The sequence below is a fragment of the Algoriphagus persicinus genome, assembly GCF_035156415.1.
Taxonomy (GTDB): Bacteria; Bacteroidota; Bacteroidia; order Cytophagales; family Cyclobacteriaceae; genus Algoriphagus; species Algoriphagus persicinus.
In genome coordinates this window covers 123,255-138,459 of sequence record NZ_JAYEEY010000007.1, presented here as the reverse complement: position 1 = coordinate 138,459, position 15,205 = coordinate 123,255, and the positions used below count along the sequence as shown (strand labels likewise).

Genomic DNA, 15,205 nt, shown 5'->3' with positions numbered 1-15,205 from the left:
TATGCTTACTTTTGCTCCTGGGCCATCCAAAGTATACGATGCCCTTCCTACTTATTTGCAAGATGCCTACAACGAAGGTATTCTGAGTGCAAATCACCGCAGCAATGCCTTTATGCATTTGTATCAGGAAACTGAGCAACTGATGCGTGAAAAGCTGCATATGCCGGATGATTACAAGCTGCTCTTCACATCCAGTGCTACCGAAAATTGGGAGATCATCACCCAATCTATCGTGCAACAGGCGAGTTTTCATATTTACTCAGGTTCCTTTGGGAAAAAGTGGATAGGCTTTGCGAAGCATATCAATCCGGCTACTGATGGGTTGAAAATCGAAGCGAACGAGGCAATCGATGTGGCAGGATTGGAGATTTCAGAGGATTTTGATGTGATTGCGCTGACGCAAAATGAAACTGCCAATGCCACTCAAGTTCCGATGTCGGTGATTGATGCGATCAAGGAAAAATACCCCGAGAAAATGATCGCTGTGGATACAACTTCTTCTATGGCCGGGATTGAATTGGATTTTAGCTTGGCAGATATTTGGTACGCATCGGTGCAAAAATGCTTCGGTCTTCCAGCAGGTTTGGGCATTTTGATACTTTCTCCTAAAGCCATAGAAAAATGCGAGAGTAAAGGAGAGAAAGGCAGATACAACAGCTTGAGTTTTATGCTGGAAAATGCTGTGGGTTATCAGACGCATTACACGCCAAATGTATTTGGGATCTATTTGCTCAACCGGGTTTTAAAAGACTTACAGGAAATCCAGCACATCGATGCAAATCTTCGTGAGCGTATGCAAAAGTTGGAAAATGCCGTAGCTCAATCAAAATCACTTCGGATGCTAGTAGATAATGCAGAAACTAGAAGTACCACTGTATTGGCAGTTACTGGTTCTGAGGATTTGATAGCCTCTGTGAAGAAAGATGCTGAAAAGGAAGGAATGCAGTTAGGATCTGGCTATGGTCCTCATAAGCCTACCAGTTTCCGAATCGCCAATTTCCCTGCGATCACGAATGCGGAAATGGATAAGTTGGTTGCGTTTTTGGGAAGGTTTTAACCGCGGAGGACGCGGAGTTTTACACAGAGGGCGCGGTTTATAAGCACTTTGCTGGTTCTTCAGACTTGAGCCATTTTAATTATTCACGGCAATTACGCCAGACGCCTAATTTTCTTTGTTTAAGGAGCTGTAAGACGGAAGAACCTCACTTGCTAAAGGTAGGGTAAACTTGAAATTACTTCCTTGTCCCTCTACACTTTCAACCCAAAGATGCCCACCAAGTCTTTCTACAAACTCTCTGCAAAGCACTAGACCTAAGCCAGAACCACTTTCGTTATCAGTACCTAGGGATGTCATGGTAGTGGATGGGTCAAAAATCTTACGAATGGTCTCTTCGCTCATTCCTACTCCATTGTCGCAAATAGAAATCTCCACCTCATCCTCGCTTGTAGTCGCTAAGATACCAATGCACCCTCCTTGATTTGTGAATTTTATTGCGTTTGAAATTAGATTTCGCAAAATAGTCCCTAAAATATTTCTGTCTGTAAATAATACGATATCACTCGTTGGTGCATAATTCAAAGTAATATTTTTAGCCTTTGCCAGCGATTCTTTAAGCCAGAGTATCTCAGTTATGACTCTGGACAGTATGATTTTATCTGGGATAAAACTTAATTCCCCCGTTTGTGACTTTGCCCAATTCAACAAGTTATCAAGCAAATTAAGGGTGTTTTTTGCAGTAGAATTAATTAGATCAATAAATTCTACAGATTCTACTTCACCCATATCGCTTTCTTTGAGTAGCTCAGACAGGCCTATAATATTGTTAAACGGATTTCTTAGATCATGTGCAATGATGGAAAACAGCTTATTTTGGGTTAGGTGTAAATCTTCTAGTTTAAGTTTACTCTGTTGTATTATTATATTTTTTTCAAGTATGGTTTTTTGATCAATCTCTTTTAAAAGCATAATGAAACCTATACTGGAACCACTTATGACAAAAAGAGAAATTATCAGAAACCAATTACCAATCGTTGAATTAGTTGTAAAAATATAAGATTGATCTAATTGGTAAATATAAAAAGCCCTGATCAGCTGGAACATAGAATAGATCAAAAGCACTCCACTTATCAGTAATGCGGATTTGTACTTATTCTTATTGGTAAAAAGATAATAGGAGCCAACGATAAAGAAAAATGAAGAGGATGCTATCCGTATTACATGGAGAATTGTGTTGTTATCTTCGACGATTAAAATGCAGGAAAAACCCAGAAAAACGGCAGTAATGAAAACCCACATGACCTTTTTTCGAATTTTACCATCGAAAGAAAGAAGGCCAAATGAAGTCAGTGCAAAACTGGAAATCATAAGGAAATTGCTTATCCGGGATGAAAATAAAGGAGGAAAATGATCTCTAAAATTAAACAGGACGATAGCGATTACTTGAAACGCAATCCCCAGTGCAACTAATAGCAAATACCATCGCTTGTGATGGTAAAAATATTGAAAGATGAATAAGGCAATTATGAATAAATTATTGAGTGCTAAAAAAAACAATATTGAAGGGTAATCTAGGGCCATATTATTTTCCTCTATTTATTTGAGTTTGATAAAGATTAAAAAATTCACTCAATAATCTGGCTTTTAAGTGTGTTTTTAGAAACGTAAAACTTATAAACCATTGAGGTTTTGAAAAGCTGAATGGTTTATAAGTACATTCGCGGAATGTTTGATTTGAAAGAAATATTATCGGTTTCCCTGATCCTTTTTTCAGTGATTGATATTCTCGGCTCTATCCCTATTGTTGTCAATCTGCGGCAGAAAGTGGGTCATATTCAGTCCGAAAAAGCCACCTTGGCAGCAGGTGTATTGATGATTTTATTTCTTTTTGCAGGCAAATCTATTTTAAGTCTATTCGGAATAGGAGTGGAGGATTTCGCGATTGCCGGTGCGCTGATCATCTTTGCGATCGGTGCCGAGATGATTTTAGGAGTCGAGCTTTTCAAATCAGGTCCGGATGCTTCCGAAACTGCTTCTATCGTGCCAATTGCATTTCCTTTGATCGCAGGAGCGGGTACACTCACGACGATTTTGACGCTGAAAGCTGAGTTTGCGCAGATTAACATTGCGATAGGAATTCTCCTGAATCTGGTCTTGGTTTACATTGTGCTGAAAAGTACTGGTTGGCTGGAGCGAAAAATAGGAAGGACCGGTTTAGATGTTCTAAGAAGGATTTTTGGGATTATTTTGCTTTCCATCGCCGTGAAGATTTTCAAGACAAATGCCTTCCCATTAAGTATGGAGTCAGGGATTTAAGCCACATCATTAACGTATTTTCATTTACTTAGCCCCATGATTTCCATTTACACTGACGGTGCAGCCAAAGGCAATCCAGGTCCAGGAGGCTACGGTGCCGTCCTGAAATTCAATAAACATAGAAAGGAACTCTCTGAAGGCTTTCGCCTGACCACCAACAATCGCATGGAGCTGTTGGCTGTGATCCGTGCGCTCCAGGCACTTACCACTGATGAGTTTCCAGTGCAGATTTATTCAGACAGCAAATATGTAGTCGATTCCGTAGAAAAAGGCTGGATTTGGGCTTGGCAGAAAAAGGGTTTTAAGGACAAGAAAAACCCTGATCTGTGGCTTCGTTACATTCCGCTGCATCTGAAATACAAGCCGAAATTCATCTGGGTTAAAGGACATGCAGGAAATCTCGAAAATGAAAGATGCGATGTTCTGGCTGTGCAAGCGGCCGAAGGGTTTGATCTAAAGGTCGATACGGGTTACGAAGCGAGTTTATGATTTACCTAAAGTTTATTTAAGAATTCGGCAAGAAACACTTTGACGGGTAATATTTGCATGTTTTTTCCCTCTGAAGAAAGTGTATCCCTTTGATCAAGCGTGAGGATAAAGCCTTCAGTTTTCCCAAAAAATTCCATGGCTTCTGCAAGTCCATCCACTTCGCGCTTTTGATTATCGAGATGGATTTTTTCGGTGACCTGTATAAGCCATTTGCAGGAATCACCTTCAAAAACGACAAAATCGCACTCCTTATTCTCCCTGAAATAGTAGGTTTTTAATCTTGTTTTTCTGAGCAAGATATACACGAGATTTTCAAGCAATCTTCCTTGATCTTTGCTAAAACTCAATGAATTTGCCTTGGCAAATCCAGTGTCTATGCAATAAACTTTTTTGGGATTCTTGGAGATACTTTTAGCTGACCAACTGAATCTTGGCAGAAAGAAGAGTAAATAGGCATCTTCTAGCCAAGACAAATAGTCGGAAACAGTAGTCGCCGATCCTACCTCAAAAGTTTTTTTAAGGCTATTGAAGCTCATCTCTTTTCCTACATTGGATATCAGGAAAAGCGTGATGTCCATGAGCGTCTTGGTGTTTTTTATGCTGTAGCGTATGGAGATGTCTCTAAAGACGATATCCTTGAGTAGGTTTTGTAATACCTCAGGGTTTTTGTCACGTAGATATTCCGGAAATCCGCCTGAGTTCAAATACTCTTCGAAACTTGTCTGTTCATCTGGCTTTGCATTGTATTCCAAAAATTCCTGATAAGAAAAAGGAAATATCTCATGGGCTAAATAACGGCCTGTAAGTCTTGTTCCAAGTTCTCGGCTGAGTAATGATGCATTCGAGCCGGTGACATAGACTTTCTGCCCCCGGTCATGAAGCTGTCTTATGTAGACCTCCCAGCCCTGCACGTTTTGTATTTCATCAAAGAAATAGGTTGAGTTTTCCTCTCCAAACACCTCATCTAGTTTTGGGAAGTCACTTATTTCAAAACCAAATATCCGTGGATCCTCAAAGTTGAGGTAGGAAAAGTCTGTCTGGGTTTCTGAGATGATCTGCCGCATTAGCGTGCTTTTCCCACAACGACGTATCCCTGTGATTACTTCTATATGCGTGCTGGAAGGTTTTAAATTCTTGGCAGCTTCTCTCTTGGTTATAGAGTTGTCCCTGAGCACTAATTTTTTTTGCCCTGCTACTGCCGACGCTATTTCTTCTTTAAGTATCATTAGATGAGATCTTTATTACCTCAAAGATACTGTTTATTTTATCAAAGTATAAAAGTTTACTTTTATGGAAGATAATAGTTTACGATAACAGCATAAACTATTAGAATTTTTATTTACAAACTTCTGATTTAGTACCTCATAATCTATCCATCGTCATCAGCGGCACATCCTCACGATTGACTTCCAAAAGTGATTTGTATTCTGACTCAGGATATGTCCATCCCTCTTCACTCAATTTATAAAGGAGAGGAGCAAGGTTTTGAACAGCAGCTTTGCAGCCTTGGACGATTGCTCCCATATTTCCGGTTTGTTTAGACAGCACGGCTTCGTTTTCGATTTCAAAAGGGCCAGAGAATTCTTTTTCTTTTAGAACATTGACAAACTCTCGCCAATCCATCGAGTCGCCTAGTCCAAACCCTGGTAAAGTTGCTTCATAGTGATGTCTGTCCCATGGGTTGGTGCTGGATGGAATACCTGCTTTTTCTGCCCATTCTGTTTTGACTTCCTGCATGGGATACATATTGCCCCAGAAGGGATCAGGATTGTTTCGAGTGGATTTGACATGAATTCTCTTTAGGCGATTCATATCGGTATTTTTGATCACTTCTACGGGGTCAGTATGTTGCCATACATCATGCGAAGGATCGTAGATTTCTCCGTGATTTGATTCTGGGATAAGTTCATACATGATTTTCCGGGCTGCCAACACTCCCGGAAGATTATTAAACGTACCAAAGTGTCCTGAGCTTCTCCAGCCTTCCATTGGGCAGTTTTCGTAAAGTACAGTTACTCCAAGACTATTTGCATAGCGGATGATCGGCCCGAAGATTCGCTGATATTCGAGCAAGTTCTTTTCAAAGCCACCCTCTTGATTTCCGAGTTCGTGATTGTAGCCCACGAAAGTCCCGACTTTTACATCGTTTTCATCTCCTCCAAGCAAGTACGCCATTCGGATCAGTTTCAAAAGATGATTTTGATTCTTGATTCGCTCAGTCGGGTCACCACCGATTAGATTATCAAAGGCTCCGATGGAAAGGCGAAGTTTTACTCTATTAAATTTCTCAATCAGTTTTTTGGCTTCTTCTGGGTCAAAATTCTCATAGTCCAAATGCGTAGCGACGAAATCATCTCTAGTACCATCTTTTCTGAAAACGCAGAGATCAAGTCCTTGAGCGCCGATTTCTAATGCTTTCTCTACCGTTTGATCCAAGTTGAGTTGGTCAAAAGCAGAGGTCATGATCCAGATTGGGTTTGCCATTTTTTGGTAGTTTGGGGGTGAGGCAAAAAAAGGAAATAAACCATGCGCTTACAAGTGCATGGTTTATTTCCTTTTTAGGATTTTAAAGAAGGTTAAAGGAAATCAATGAACTAAGGTGAGCTTCACTTCTTGCGTACCAAAGCCCGGCAACGCTACATCTTGAGAAACCACAAGCTCACTACTTGTGACGCTTACCACTTTTAAATCACCTGCTGCACCTGGAATATCGATGATATCACTATCGACAGATAAGATTTTAGTGGCTCCATTGTAATCCCATGTGAAATCTTCTGTCTGTGGAGAAGAATCATCACATTTGGTGGCACCAGAATCTACTACTCCGGTTCTAAGGTTAGTCTCGTAGTTAAATGTAATTAGGTTATCAAGATGGCAGGCATCAATAAAAGCGCTTGCATCTATTCCTGCGGCAGTGACTTTACTAAATTTCCATGCTATGCCCGACCCGATCAGTTCGGCATCTGTCTTCATCGGATCAGTATCGTCTTCACTGCCACATGATCCTAAAGCAACAAGGCAAGTGAGTGCCACTAGAAAATTTAATTTGAATAATGGTTTCATAGAGAAAAATGGTTTAAAATAGAAGTCTAAAGTAATAAAAATTAGATTTAGACTTTTAGAAAAGTGCTTCACTCATCATTATTCATTTGCGGAATACCTTTTTCTGAGTTCTACTTTTACTTTTTGTCTTTCCCAAAGAGCTTTTGCCAAATCAGGAGCTACCTGATCTGGTTCGGATTCATGTAAGATTTTTTTGAGCTTGTCTTCCCCTAAATCTATGCGATAGCAAATCTGCAGCAATCGCTCAAACTCCCGGTCCAGCATAAATGAGATGACTTTGGAAAGCGTGGCTATGGCTTTTTCTTCATCAAATTCTGAGCTGACTTCTGGAAGTTCAAAGTCTTTGCGAAGCAAAGAATAAGCATCGTGAGACAAGGATTCACTCATACTTGATTTCAAAAAAGCCCTGAGGTGAATCGGGGCTAGATTAGTATTATTCTGATTTATCTTCAGACTTTGTGTCTTCAGGTTTTTCTTCCTCAGATTTCACCAATACTCCAGGTGCTTGTGCACGAAGTAAGTTGTACCAAGTGATCAGCTTTTTGATGTCAGAGGCGTAAACTCTGGCTTCATCCACTTCAGGAAGAACATGCTTCATGAATGCTCTAAGCTCAGCGTCATCAGGATTGGCGTCCAGACCCAAGTCACCTTGGAATTCCGCTTCAATCTTTTGCATCACGGATTCCAGCGGTTCAGCTCCTTCCTCTGTCAATGTATAGATAGAAATATCACTTAAAATAGATACACGTTGAGCCATACCAGCTACAAGTTTGGTTTTCTTGGTATCCATGCTTTCTAGGATTACTCCTGTGCGTGAAGGCTTCAAAACTTTAAACAAACCGGGTTTACCGGCTACGGTGGCAAGATCTTTAAAATTCATTTGATTTATTTTTTCAAGGATGCAAATATAGGATTATCAATTAAATGATTCACCTAGCTTCATATTCTGTTATTAGTTCTTCAATAAACTTCGTCAGTTCTTCTTTGCCGGTGCTAGCTTCTGCACTAGTGACGAAGTAGTCTGGCTCTTCTTCAAATAATTCTCTCGTCTTATTTAAGAATTTCCTGATGTTTTGATCAGTTTTGGACTTGGACTGTTTATCTGCTTTGGTGAATACCAAAGCTGTAGGCACACCTTGAGATCCGCACCAAAGCAGAAATTCCAAGTCTATCTGCTGAGGTTCCAATCTGCTGTCTATCAAAACGAAAACACCGCAAAGATTCTCTCGCTTGGTGAGGTAAGTAGTAATCATGCTTTCCCAGCCTTGCTTCACTTTCAGATTTACTTTGGCGAAGCCATAGCCCGGCAGATCGACTAGATACCATTTGTCATTGATCAGGAAGTGGTTGATCAATTGGGTTTTACCTGGTTTCTGAGAAGTCTTTGCCAGCCCTTTCTGGTTGACCAGCATATTGATCAGAGAACTTTTGCCCACATTTGATCTGCCGATAAAAGCAATCTCAGCACGGTCTGGTTTTGGACAATTTCCGGGATTGTTATTACTGATTACAAAGGTGGCTTTCTGGATCATCTGCTAGTATTTGCGTGCAAAAGTACGACATTATCCGGAATGAGGTATGAAGAGACGAATCGGAACATTTTTCCATTCCTCGTGTTTCTTCGCTAATATTGCTCCTTCAAAGACAGAATTCCGATGGCCGTAGTACCTTACAAAGACAAGCAAGATTCCAAGAAAGATCAAGTAGCTGAGATGTTTAATAACATCTCAGGCAAATATGATTTACTCAATCACGTGCTCAGCATGGGAATTGATATCACTTGGCGAAGAAAAGCAATTAAATACCTGAAAGAGGATCAGCCCAAATTGATCTTGGATATTGCTACCGGTACGGGAGATTTTGCGATTGAAGCACTTTCTTTGAACCCGGATAAGATTATCGGCGTGGATATTTCTGAGGGAATGCTGGAAGAAGGCCGCAAAAAAATAAAGAAAAAAGGCCTGGAGGATAAAATCGAGCTTCAACTTGGGGATTCGGAAGGCTTACTTTTCGAAGATAATAAGTTTGATGCAGTCATCGTTTCTTTTGGTGTCAGGAACTTTGAGAACCTAGAGAAAGGATTAGCTGATATGTATCGCGTACTGAAGCCAGGAGGTAAAGTGGTGATATTGGAATTCAGCAAGCCAAGAAAAGCTCCGATGAAGCAGGCCTATGCCTTTTATTCCAAGGCTATTCTTCCTCAGATTGGCAAAATTGTATCCAAAGACAATTCTGCTTATACTTATCTTCCTGAGTCAGTACAGGCCTTTCCAGATGGAATGGATTTCCTCAGAATTATGAATACAGTTGGATTCACAAGCAACCTATGCAAACCACTCACATTTGGAATAAGCTCAATCTATGTAGGAACAAAATAGTCCTAGTAGGTTTAGTGTTTTTCTTTGCGGCCATTCCTACGTTTGGACAAGGCATGTTTGGCTTGACTTCGGAGTCCGGATCAGACAACAGAACCCTATCGTATGGGTTTTTTCTTGCGGGACATAATAGCACCCTAAGAGTGAAATATACTGATGCTTTCCTGAATTCTCAGGTTACCAATGACTTCACCAATGTGAGGAGTATTCAGCCGCTATTTTCGCCTGGTTTTTCTCTTGGATTTATTGGTATTTTGAGATTTCATGACCAAGTTTCTTTGATGTTTACCCCAAAGGTTGGATTTTATGAATACAAAACGGAAGTAAGTTATTTCAATGTGATTGATCCTACCTTAATCCTAACTACGGATGAGGTAATTGATGGGGGAAACCTCAATACGTCAACTAGTGAAGTATTCACTTCTGAAGCAACCATAGTTGAACTCCCACTTTTATTCAAATATCGATCTGTTCGTTTCAACAATACACGTATGTATTGGGTAGGTGGTGCGAGTTATCAGTTTCGTACCAAAGGTCAGGATGAGGCGAATGTGGATGACATTGTGATGACAGGGCAGGATTTTTCTATTGAAGCCGGAATGGGATTCGAGATTTATTTCAAATACTTCAAGTTTGCCCCTGAGATTCGTTTTTCGCATGGACTGATGAATGCTTATCAAGCAGAAAATACACGGTCGGATCTTCGGGATGCGATTTCCTCAATTAAAAGAAAAAGTATTACACTATACCTGAATTTTCAATAGCACATAAAGGTGTAGCGTTGAGCTTGTGGAAATTAGACTTTTAGAGTAAGCTATCTATTTGGTTTCTGCCTAAATCTATTTCTGTTTATCTTTCAGGATGAAACACAAAATTGCCTTAGTCACTGGAGCAACTTCTGGAATCGGCAAAGCTTCTGCTATTTCGCTTGCTAAAATAGGATTTGACATTATCGCAACAGGAAGACGCGGAAATCGTCTGGAGGACCTCAAGTCAGAACTGCCCCAAGGAATTGATTTTTTGCCTTTAGTATTCGATGTGCGTGATCGGGCAAAAGTAAAGGAGATTCTGGACAATCTTCCTGAAAAATGGAAAGCCATAGACGTACTGATCAATAATGCCGGAAATGCCCATGGAATCGACCCCGTACAAACTGCCAATCTAGACGATTGGGACGCGATGATGGATATCAATGTGAAAGGACTGCTGTACGTGTCCAGAGCAATTATACCTGGAATGACGGAGCGGAAATCAGGAATGATTATCAATATAGGCTCTATCGCGGGTAAGGAAGTTTATCCCAATGGCAGTGTCTATTGCGGAAGCAAGCATGCCGTAGATGCAATCACTAAAGGGATGAGGTTAGACTTGAATCCATTTGGGATTCGCGTGGTAGCGATTCACCCGGGTTTGGTAGAAACTGAGTTTTCATTGGTAAGATTCAAGGGTGATGAAAGTCGGGCAGAGACTGTTTATCAGGGAATCGAGCCACTGGTCGCTCAGGATATTGCGGATATCGTGGAATTTGCGGTAACTAGACCTTCGCATGTGACGATTGCAGATGTGGTGGTATTACCAACTGCACAGGCTTCGGCCACGATAGTACAAAAAGATTCCTAACCGTGAGCAAATTCTATTTTCCATTATTCTTACTTTTAGTTGCCTGTGGGACTACTCAGAAGAGCGATCAGGAGGTTTTCTCTGAGCAGCAGCGGGAAGTATTGGATCCGGTAAAGGACATTGAGTTAGAAGTAAAAAAGTCTGAATTGGAAGAGAAATTGATTACTCAAGGTTTGGTGGATGTGGAGGAAGAAATCCCTGATATTAGAGTAGAGCTGAAGTATTCTACAGTAGATAATTTCTTCAAGAAGGATGTTTACGGAGACTTGACCAAAGCTTTTCTTCAGCCAGAAGTGGCTGCGCGCTTAAAAAAGGCTCAGGAAATGCTACAAAGTGAATACCCCGAATATACCTTGCTGGTCTATGATGGCGTTCGTCCATTAAGTGTGCAGCAGATTCTTTGGGATACTCTAGACAAACCTGACAGCCTAAAGCCGCTCTATGTCGCAGACCCTAAAAAAGGCAGCTTACATAATTTCGGTGTTGCGGTTGATTTGACCATATTTGACACGAAAGCTGATTCTACGATGGATATGGGGACAAGCTATGATTACTTTGGCTATCCTGCTTATCCTGACCGCGAAAAACAAATGCGCGCTGAAGGGAAGCTTACTGCAACTCAAATTGCTAATCGAGATATTCTGCGAAAAGTAATGACTGCAAATGGCTTCACTGGAATAGGGTCGGAATGGTGGCATTTCAATGCATTCAGCAGAAAAGAAGCTGGAGAAAAGTTTGAAATTATCAATTGACAGGGGTCAATTATCAATGTTTAAATATTCAGTTTTTAATAGTTAACAATAACCCAACAAATCAAATCCTATGAACTTAAAACGTACAATTTTAGCCCTCGGGCTTATTTTCAGTGTAATATTGGTTGCTCCTGCACAGCAATTCAAAGCGCTGGTTTTCAGCAAAACGGCTGGTTTCCGCCATCAATCCATAGCTGATGCTGTAGTAGCATTGAAGAAAATGGGTAAAACCGATGTTTTCAGTGTGTACACGACTGAAGACGCGGGAGAATTTACAGATGAGAAACTAGCGAAATATGATGTAGTGATTTTGACTACCACCACCGGTACCATTTTCAATGATGAGCAGAAAGCTGCTTTTCAGCGATTTGTACAAAGTGGCAAAGGGGTAGTAGGAATTCATTCGGCCACAGATACAGAATACGAATGGCCATGGTATAACAAAATGATTGGAGCTTATTTCCTCTCTCATCCGGCTCAGCAAACCCTAAGACTTGAGGTAGTGGATCAGACGCATCCATCGACTTGGCATTTACCGAAAAACTGGTTGTGGACAGATGAATTGTATGAATTCAGAGAGATCAATCCTGATATCAAGGTCTTGATCAAAGCGGATGAAAGCACGTACAAAGTATCAAAAGGAAATGGTGACAACCATCCAATGGCCTGGTATCATGAATTTGACGGAGGAAGAGTATTTTACACTGCATTAGGCCATGTGGAGTCTGCTTGGGAAGACCCGACTTTCTTGAAGCATCTCTATGGTGGTATTTGGTACGCTGCTACCGGTGAGCCTTATAAATAATACATTTGCCAGGAAAATCCGATTTGCTGGAACTTAATACCAGCAAATCGGTTTTCTAAACAAACATCAAGATTACCATGCTACAAGCACAAGCTAGACCTGTTCACCTCTACATGGAGGCCAATCCTAATCCTAATTCCCTGAAATTTGTAGCCAACTTTATGTTGGTGGATGAGGGAGTAAGCTTTGATTTCCCGGATGCGGAAGGTGCCAAGATCAATCCGCTGGCTTTAGAGCTCTTTAATTTCGCGGCTGTGGAGCGTGTTTTCATAGCTTCTAATTTTGTCACGGTCACCAAGTCCGAAAGTGTAGAATGGGCCGAGATTCAGGGAATTGTTCGTGATCATATCAAGCAATATTTGGAATCAGGCAAAGCACCAGTTCCTGTTGGTTTTGAAAAAGATCCTCTTTTTGATGAGAATGATTCGGAAGTAGTGAAAAAGATCAAGGGGATTCTGGATGAGTACATACGGCCTGCTGTGGAGCAAGATGGAGGAGCTATCGTGTTTCATTCGTTCCATGAGGGAGTAGTGAAAGTTCAGTTGCAAGGCTCATGCTCAGGCTGTCCTTCAAGCACGGTGACGTTGAAAGCCGGAATTCAAAACCTACTTACCAGAATGCTTCCTGAAGTGAAGGAAGTGGTAGCAGAGGGAGTTTAAGCTGATTTTTATGGGTAAAAGAGATTGGTCTTGGGCGATTCTTGGAGTTATTGCTCTGGGAATTCGCTACTTAGCGGCTCAAAACCCTGAAGCTACTGACGATATTTATTCTAGAATTTTCTTTCCGGGTATTCGGAATGTAATAGATATGACGCTGGGAAAATTGCCTTTTCCCAGCGTTTATTTGTTTATAGCAGCCGTACTTTTGGTTTTAGGAGTATATATTTTTAGACTTTCCAACCGCAAAGGATGGAAGTGGAAATTGTTTTACACTTTCCGAGCACTTGCAAATGGGCTTGGAGCCTTAGTCTTCTTTTTTCTTTTTCTATGGGGATTCAATTATCAGCGGACGCCAATAGTGCAGCAGTTGGCACTTAGTCCGCGAGCTATGAATCTGGAGGAGCTGAAAAGCGAAGTGTTGATTACCCAGCGCTTGGTGCAGCAATACCGGAATTTCATTACTCAGGACACTGCTGCAATTGAAGAGATTTTACCTTATCCTGAACTGGAAAAGCTTGTGCGGGAAAATATCGCCGACAACCTCGATATGTTGGGATTGAATTTCACAGGCAGGCCAAGAACGAAGCTTTTTCCACCTCCCGGATTTATGCGGAAAATGGGGATTCTCGGTATTTATTTTCCTTTTACTGGGGAAAGTTACATCGATCCAACTTTACATGCACTGGAGCAGCCGTTCACGGTGGCACATGAAATGGCGCACAGTTATGGAGTTACTGACGAGGGTGAAGCAAATTTTATTGCCTGGGTGATCTGCACCAATAGTGATGATCCACTTTTGCGCTATTCAGGCCAATTGCGGTTGTTGACCTATCAAATCCGTGATTATTATCGAATGGCACCAGAAGACTACAAGGAATGGGTGAAAACCTTGGATAGAGGAGTACGAAATGATCTTGTTTCTTTACAGAAAGCAAGTGACGCAATTAAGCCTTATTCACTGGAATTGAGCAGAAAGACCAATGATGTGTTCCTGAAAACCCAAGGGGTAAAAGCTGGAATCAATAGTTATCAGCAATTGCCTAAGCTAGCTTTTGCCTGGAGAGAGCGGATGAAAGGCTGATCATGCGCTTGTTATCTTTCTTCTATTCCCAAACCAAACACCTACGATCACAGCTACAATTCCTATGTAGTGACCCCAAAGCAAGACTTCTCCATCAAGGACACCCCAGAAGATAGCCACAATCGGAATAATATAGGTCACTGAAGCAGCAAAGACAGGCGTAGCGGTCTTCACCATCACATTGAAAATAATCAGCGCAATTGCTGTCCCCATTACTCCGAGTAGCGTGACATATCCTAATGCTGGCAACGCACCTTCCACATTCACTACTTTATAAGAAAACTGTGTGGCTGCCATTAGATAGATCAATGCTACAGGTAAAACCATGATGAGGGAAATCGCTGTGATTTCTATGGGGTTGAGTTTTTGGAAGCGGTATTTGATAATATTCAGATTGAAACCATAGCAGATACAGGCCAAGATCACATAGAATGCATGTGAATTGATATCGGCAAAAGCACCGAATCTAGTCCCTTCTTTTACTGTCACCAATATGAAGACTCCGATAAATGCGATGGCTAAGCCTATCCCATTTCGGTGGGTTATTTTGGAATTGAAAAACAAGGCCCCAATAACCACTACTGCAAGTGGCGTCAGCGCATTGAGTACACCTGTTAAGGAACTGCTGAGTTGTGTCTGGGCTTTTGCAAAAAGAAAAGCAGGAATAAAACTCCCTACCAATCCCACGATAATCAGATTTTTGATCTGGGTTTTATCAAGATTTTTAATTCTTGGGATAGAAAGCGGTAACAGGAATGTAGCAGCAGCTACAATTCTATAAGCGCCAACTTCTCCTGCTGAAAACACTTCCAGCCCTCTTTTGATGAGAATAAATGAGCTGCCCCAAATCAGAGACAAAAGAATAAGTAAACCCCAGTTTTTGAGATTGCTGTCGGTGGTGGTAGTGGACATCGTCTAAGGCGGAAAGTTGACCTCTTCACAAAGGAAGTAAAACCAAAGAATAGTTTGTCATTCTGGTAGTGAGAAAGTTGTAAGTTTAGATGCAGTGCTGCTAGAGCAAATGTTATGAGGTTGTATTATTATTCGC

The 15,205-nt window shown here is 41.1% G+C and carries 18 protein-coding genes; 10 read left to right on the top strand and 8 right to left on the bottom strand.

Translation table 11 applies throughout. From position 1 onward, the window contains the following. The first annotated feature begins 1 nt into the window (after window position 1). Window positions 2-1,057 carry an aminotransferase class V-fold PLP-dependent enzyme gene (locus U3A58_RS07590; RefSeq protein WP_323822806.1) on the top strand — a complete coding sequence of 352 codons (1,056 nt, stop codon included), beginning with the start codon at window positions 2-4 and terminating at the stop codon, window positions 1,055-1,057. Window positions 1,058-1,162: 105 nt separating this feature from the next. Here the strand turns inward: U3A58_RS07590 and U3A58_RS07585 are convergent, their stop codons facing one another. Then, window positions 1,163-2,578, bottom strand: a complete 1,416-nt coding sequence (locus U3A58_RS07585; protein WP_323822805.1) for a sensor histidine kinase — start codon at window positions 2,576-2,578, stop codon at window positions 1,163-1,165. 144 nt (window positions 2,579-2,722) lie between these two features. Between U3A58_RS07585 and U3A58_RS07580 the strand changes: the two genes are divergently transcribed. Continuing rightward, the gene (locus U3A58_RS07580; protein WP_323822851.1) at window positions 2,723-3,313 is read left to right on the top strand and encodes a MarC family protein; all 591 of its coding nucleotides are present in this window, start codon (window positions 2,723-2,725) and stop codon (window positions 3,311-3,313) included. A gap of 36 nt (window positions 3,314-3,349) precedes the next feature. Then, window positions 3,350-3,802, top strand: coding sequence for a ribonuclease HI (gene rnhA, locus U3A58_RS07575; protein WP_323822804.1), 453 nt, complete (start codon window positions 3,350-3,352; stop codon window positions 3,800-3,802). A gap of 5 nt (window positions 3,803-3,807) precedes the next feature. Here rnhA and U3A58_RS07570 read toward each other — a convergent pair whose 3' ends face one another. The 6 genes from U3A58_RS07570 to yihA all read right to left on the bottom strand — a co-directional run bounded on the left by U3A58_RS07570 (window position 3,808) and on the right by yihA (window position 8,397). Further along, complete coding sequence (locus U3A58_RS07570; RefSeq protein WP_323822803.1) at window positions 3,808-5,028, bottom strand: ATP-binding protein; 1,221 nt, start codon at window positions 5,026-5,028, stop codon at window positions 3,808-3,810. 136 nt (window positions 5,029-5,164) lie between these two features. Next, a complete protein-coding gene (locus U3A58_RS07565; protein ID WP_323822802.1) occupies window positions 5,165-6,286 on the bottom strand; it encodes a sugar phosphate isomerase/epimerase family protein in 1,122 nt (373 codons plus the stop codon). A 102-nt stretch (window positions 6,287-6,388) separates the two neighbouring features. Next, a complete protein-coding gene (locus U3A58_RS07560) occupies window positions 6,389-6,865 on the bottom strand; it encodes a lipocalin-like domain-containing protein (protein WP_323822801.1) in 477 nt (158 codons plus the stop codon). A gap of 78 nt (window positions 6,866-6,943) precedes the next feature. Then, window positions 6,944-7,252, bottom strand: coding sequence for a hypothetical protein (locus U3A58_RS07555; protein ID WP_323822800.1), 309 nt, complete (start codon window positions 7,250-7,252; stop codon window positions 6,944-6,946). A 46-nt stretch (window positions 7,253-7,298) separates the two neighbouring features. Beyond that, window positions 7,299-7,745, bottom strand: a complete 447-nt coding sequence (locus U3A58_RS07550) for a DUF5606 family protein (RefSeq protein ID WP_323822799.1) — start codon at window positions 7,743-7,745, stop codon at window positions 7,299-7,301. Window positions 7,746-7,794: 49 nt separating this feature from the next. Further along, window positions 7,795-8,397, bottom strand: coding sequence for a ribosome biogenesis GTP-binding protein YihA/YsxC (gene yihA, locus U3A58_RS07545; RefSeq protein ID WP_323822798.1), 603 nt, complete (start codon window positions 8,395-8,397; stop codon window positions 7,795-7,797). Between the two features lie 123 nt (window positions 8,398-8,520). Here yihA and ubiE point away from each other — a divergent pair, with 123 nt between their 5' ends. The 7 genes from ubiE (at window position 8,521) to U3A58_RS07510 (ending at window position 14,157) form a co-directional block, all read left to right on the top strand. Continuing rightward, entirely contained in the window at window positions 8,521-9,243 is a 723-nt protein-coding gene (gene ubiE, locus U3A58_RS07540; protein ID WP_323822797.1) for a bifunctional demethylmenaquinone methyltransferase/2-methoxy-6-polyprenyl-1,4-benzoquinol methylase UbiE, read from the top strand. Beyond that, entirely contained in the window at window positions 9,192-10,004 is an 813-nt protein-coding gene (porT, locus tag U3A58_RS07535) for a type IX secretion/gliding motility protein PorT/SprT (RefSeq protein WP_323822796.1), read from the top strand. Before ubiE ends, porT begins: the two co-directional genes overlap by 52 nt. 97 nt (window positions 10,005-10,101) lie before the next feature. Then, complete coding sequence (locus U3A58_RS07530) at window positions 10,102-10,860, top strand: SDR family NAD(P)-dependent oxidoreductase (protein WP_323822795.1); 759 nt, start codon at window positions 10,102-10,104, stop codon at window positions 10,858-10,860. 2 nt (window positions 10,861-10,862) lie between these two features. Then, window positions 10,863-11,612, top strand: a complete 750-nt coding sequence (locus U3A58_RS07525; protein WP_416377288.1) for a M15 family metallopeptidase — start codon at window positions 10,863-10,865, stop codon at window positions 11,610-11,612. A gap of 70 nt (window positions 11,613-11,682) precedes the next feature. After that, the gene (locus U3A58_RS07520; RefSeq protein ID WP_323822794.1) at window positions 11,683-12,417 is read left to right on the top strand and encodes a ThuA domain-containing protein; all 735 of its coding nucleotides are present in this window, start codon (window positions 11,683-11,685) and stop codon (window positions 12,415-12,417) included. 77 nt (window positions 12,418-12,494) lie between these two features. Then, on the top strand, window positions 12,495-13,076 hold the full coding sequence (locus U3A58_RS07515) for a NifU family protein (protein WP_323822793.1): 582 nt from the start codon (window positions 12,495-12,497) through the stop codon (window positions 13,074-13,076). A 10-nt stretch (window positions 13,077-13,086) separates the two neighbouring features. After that, a complete protein-coding gene (locus U3A58_RS07510) occupies window positions 13,087-14,157 on the top strand; it encodes a DUF3810 domain-containing protein (protein WP_323822792.1) in 1,071 nt (356 codons plus the stop codon). Here U3A58_RS07510 and U3A58_RS07505 read toward each other — a convergent pair whose 3' ends face one another. After that, window positions 14,158-15,069: a DMT family transporter gene (locus tag U3A58_RS07505; protein ID WP_323822791.1), complete on the bottom strand. Its 912-nt coding sequence runs from the start codon at window positions 15,067-15,069 to the stop codon at window positions 14,158-14,160. Window positions 15,070-15,205 lie beyond the last annotated feature (136 nt).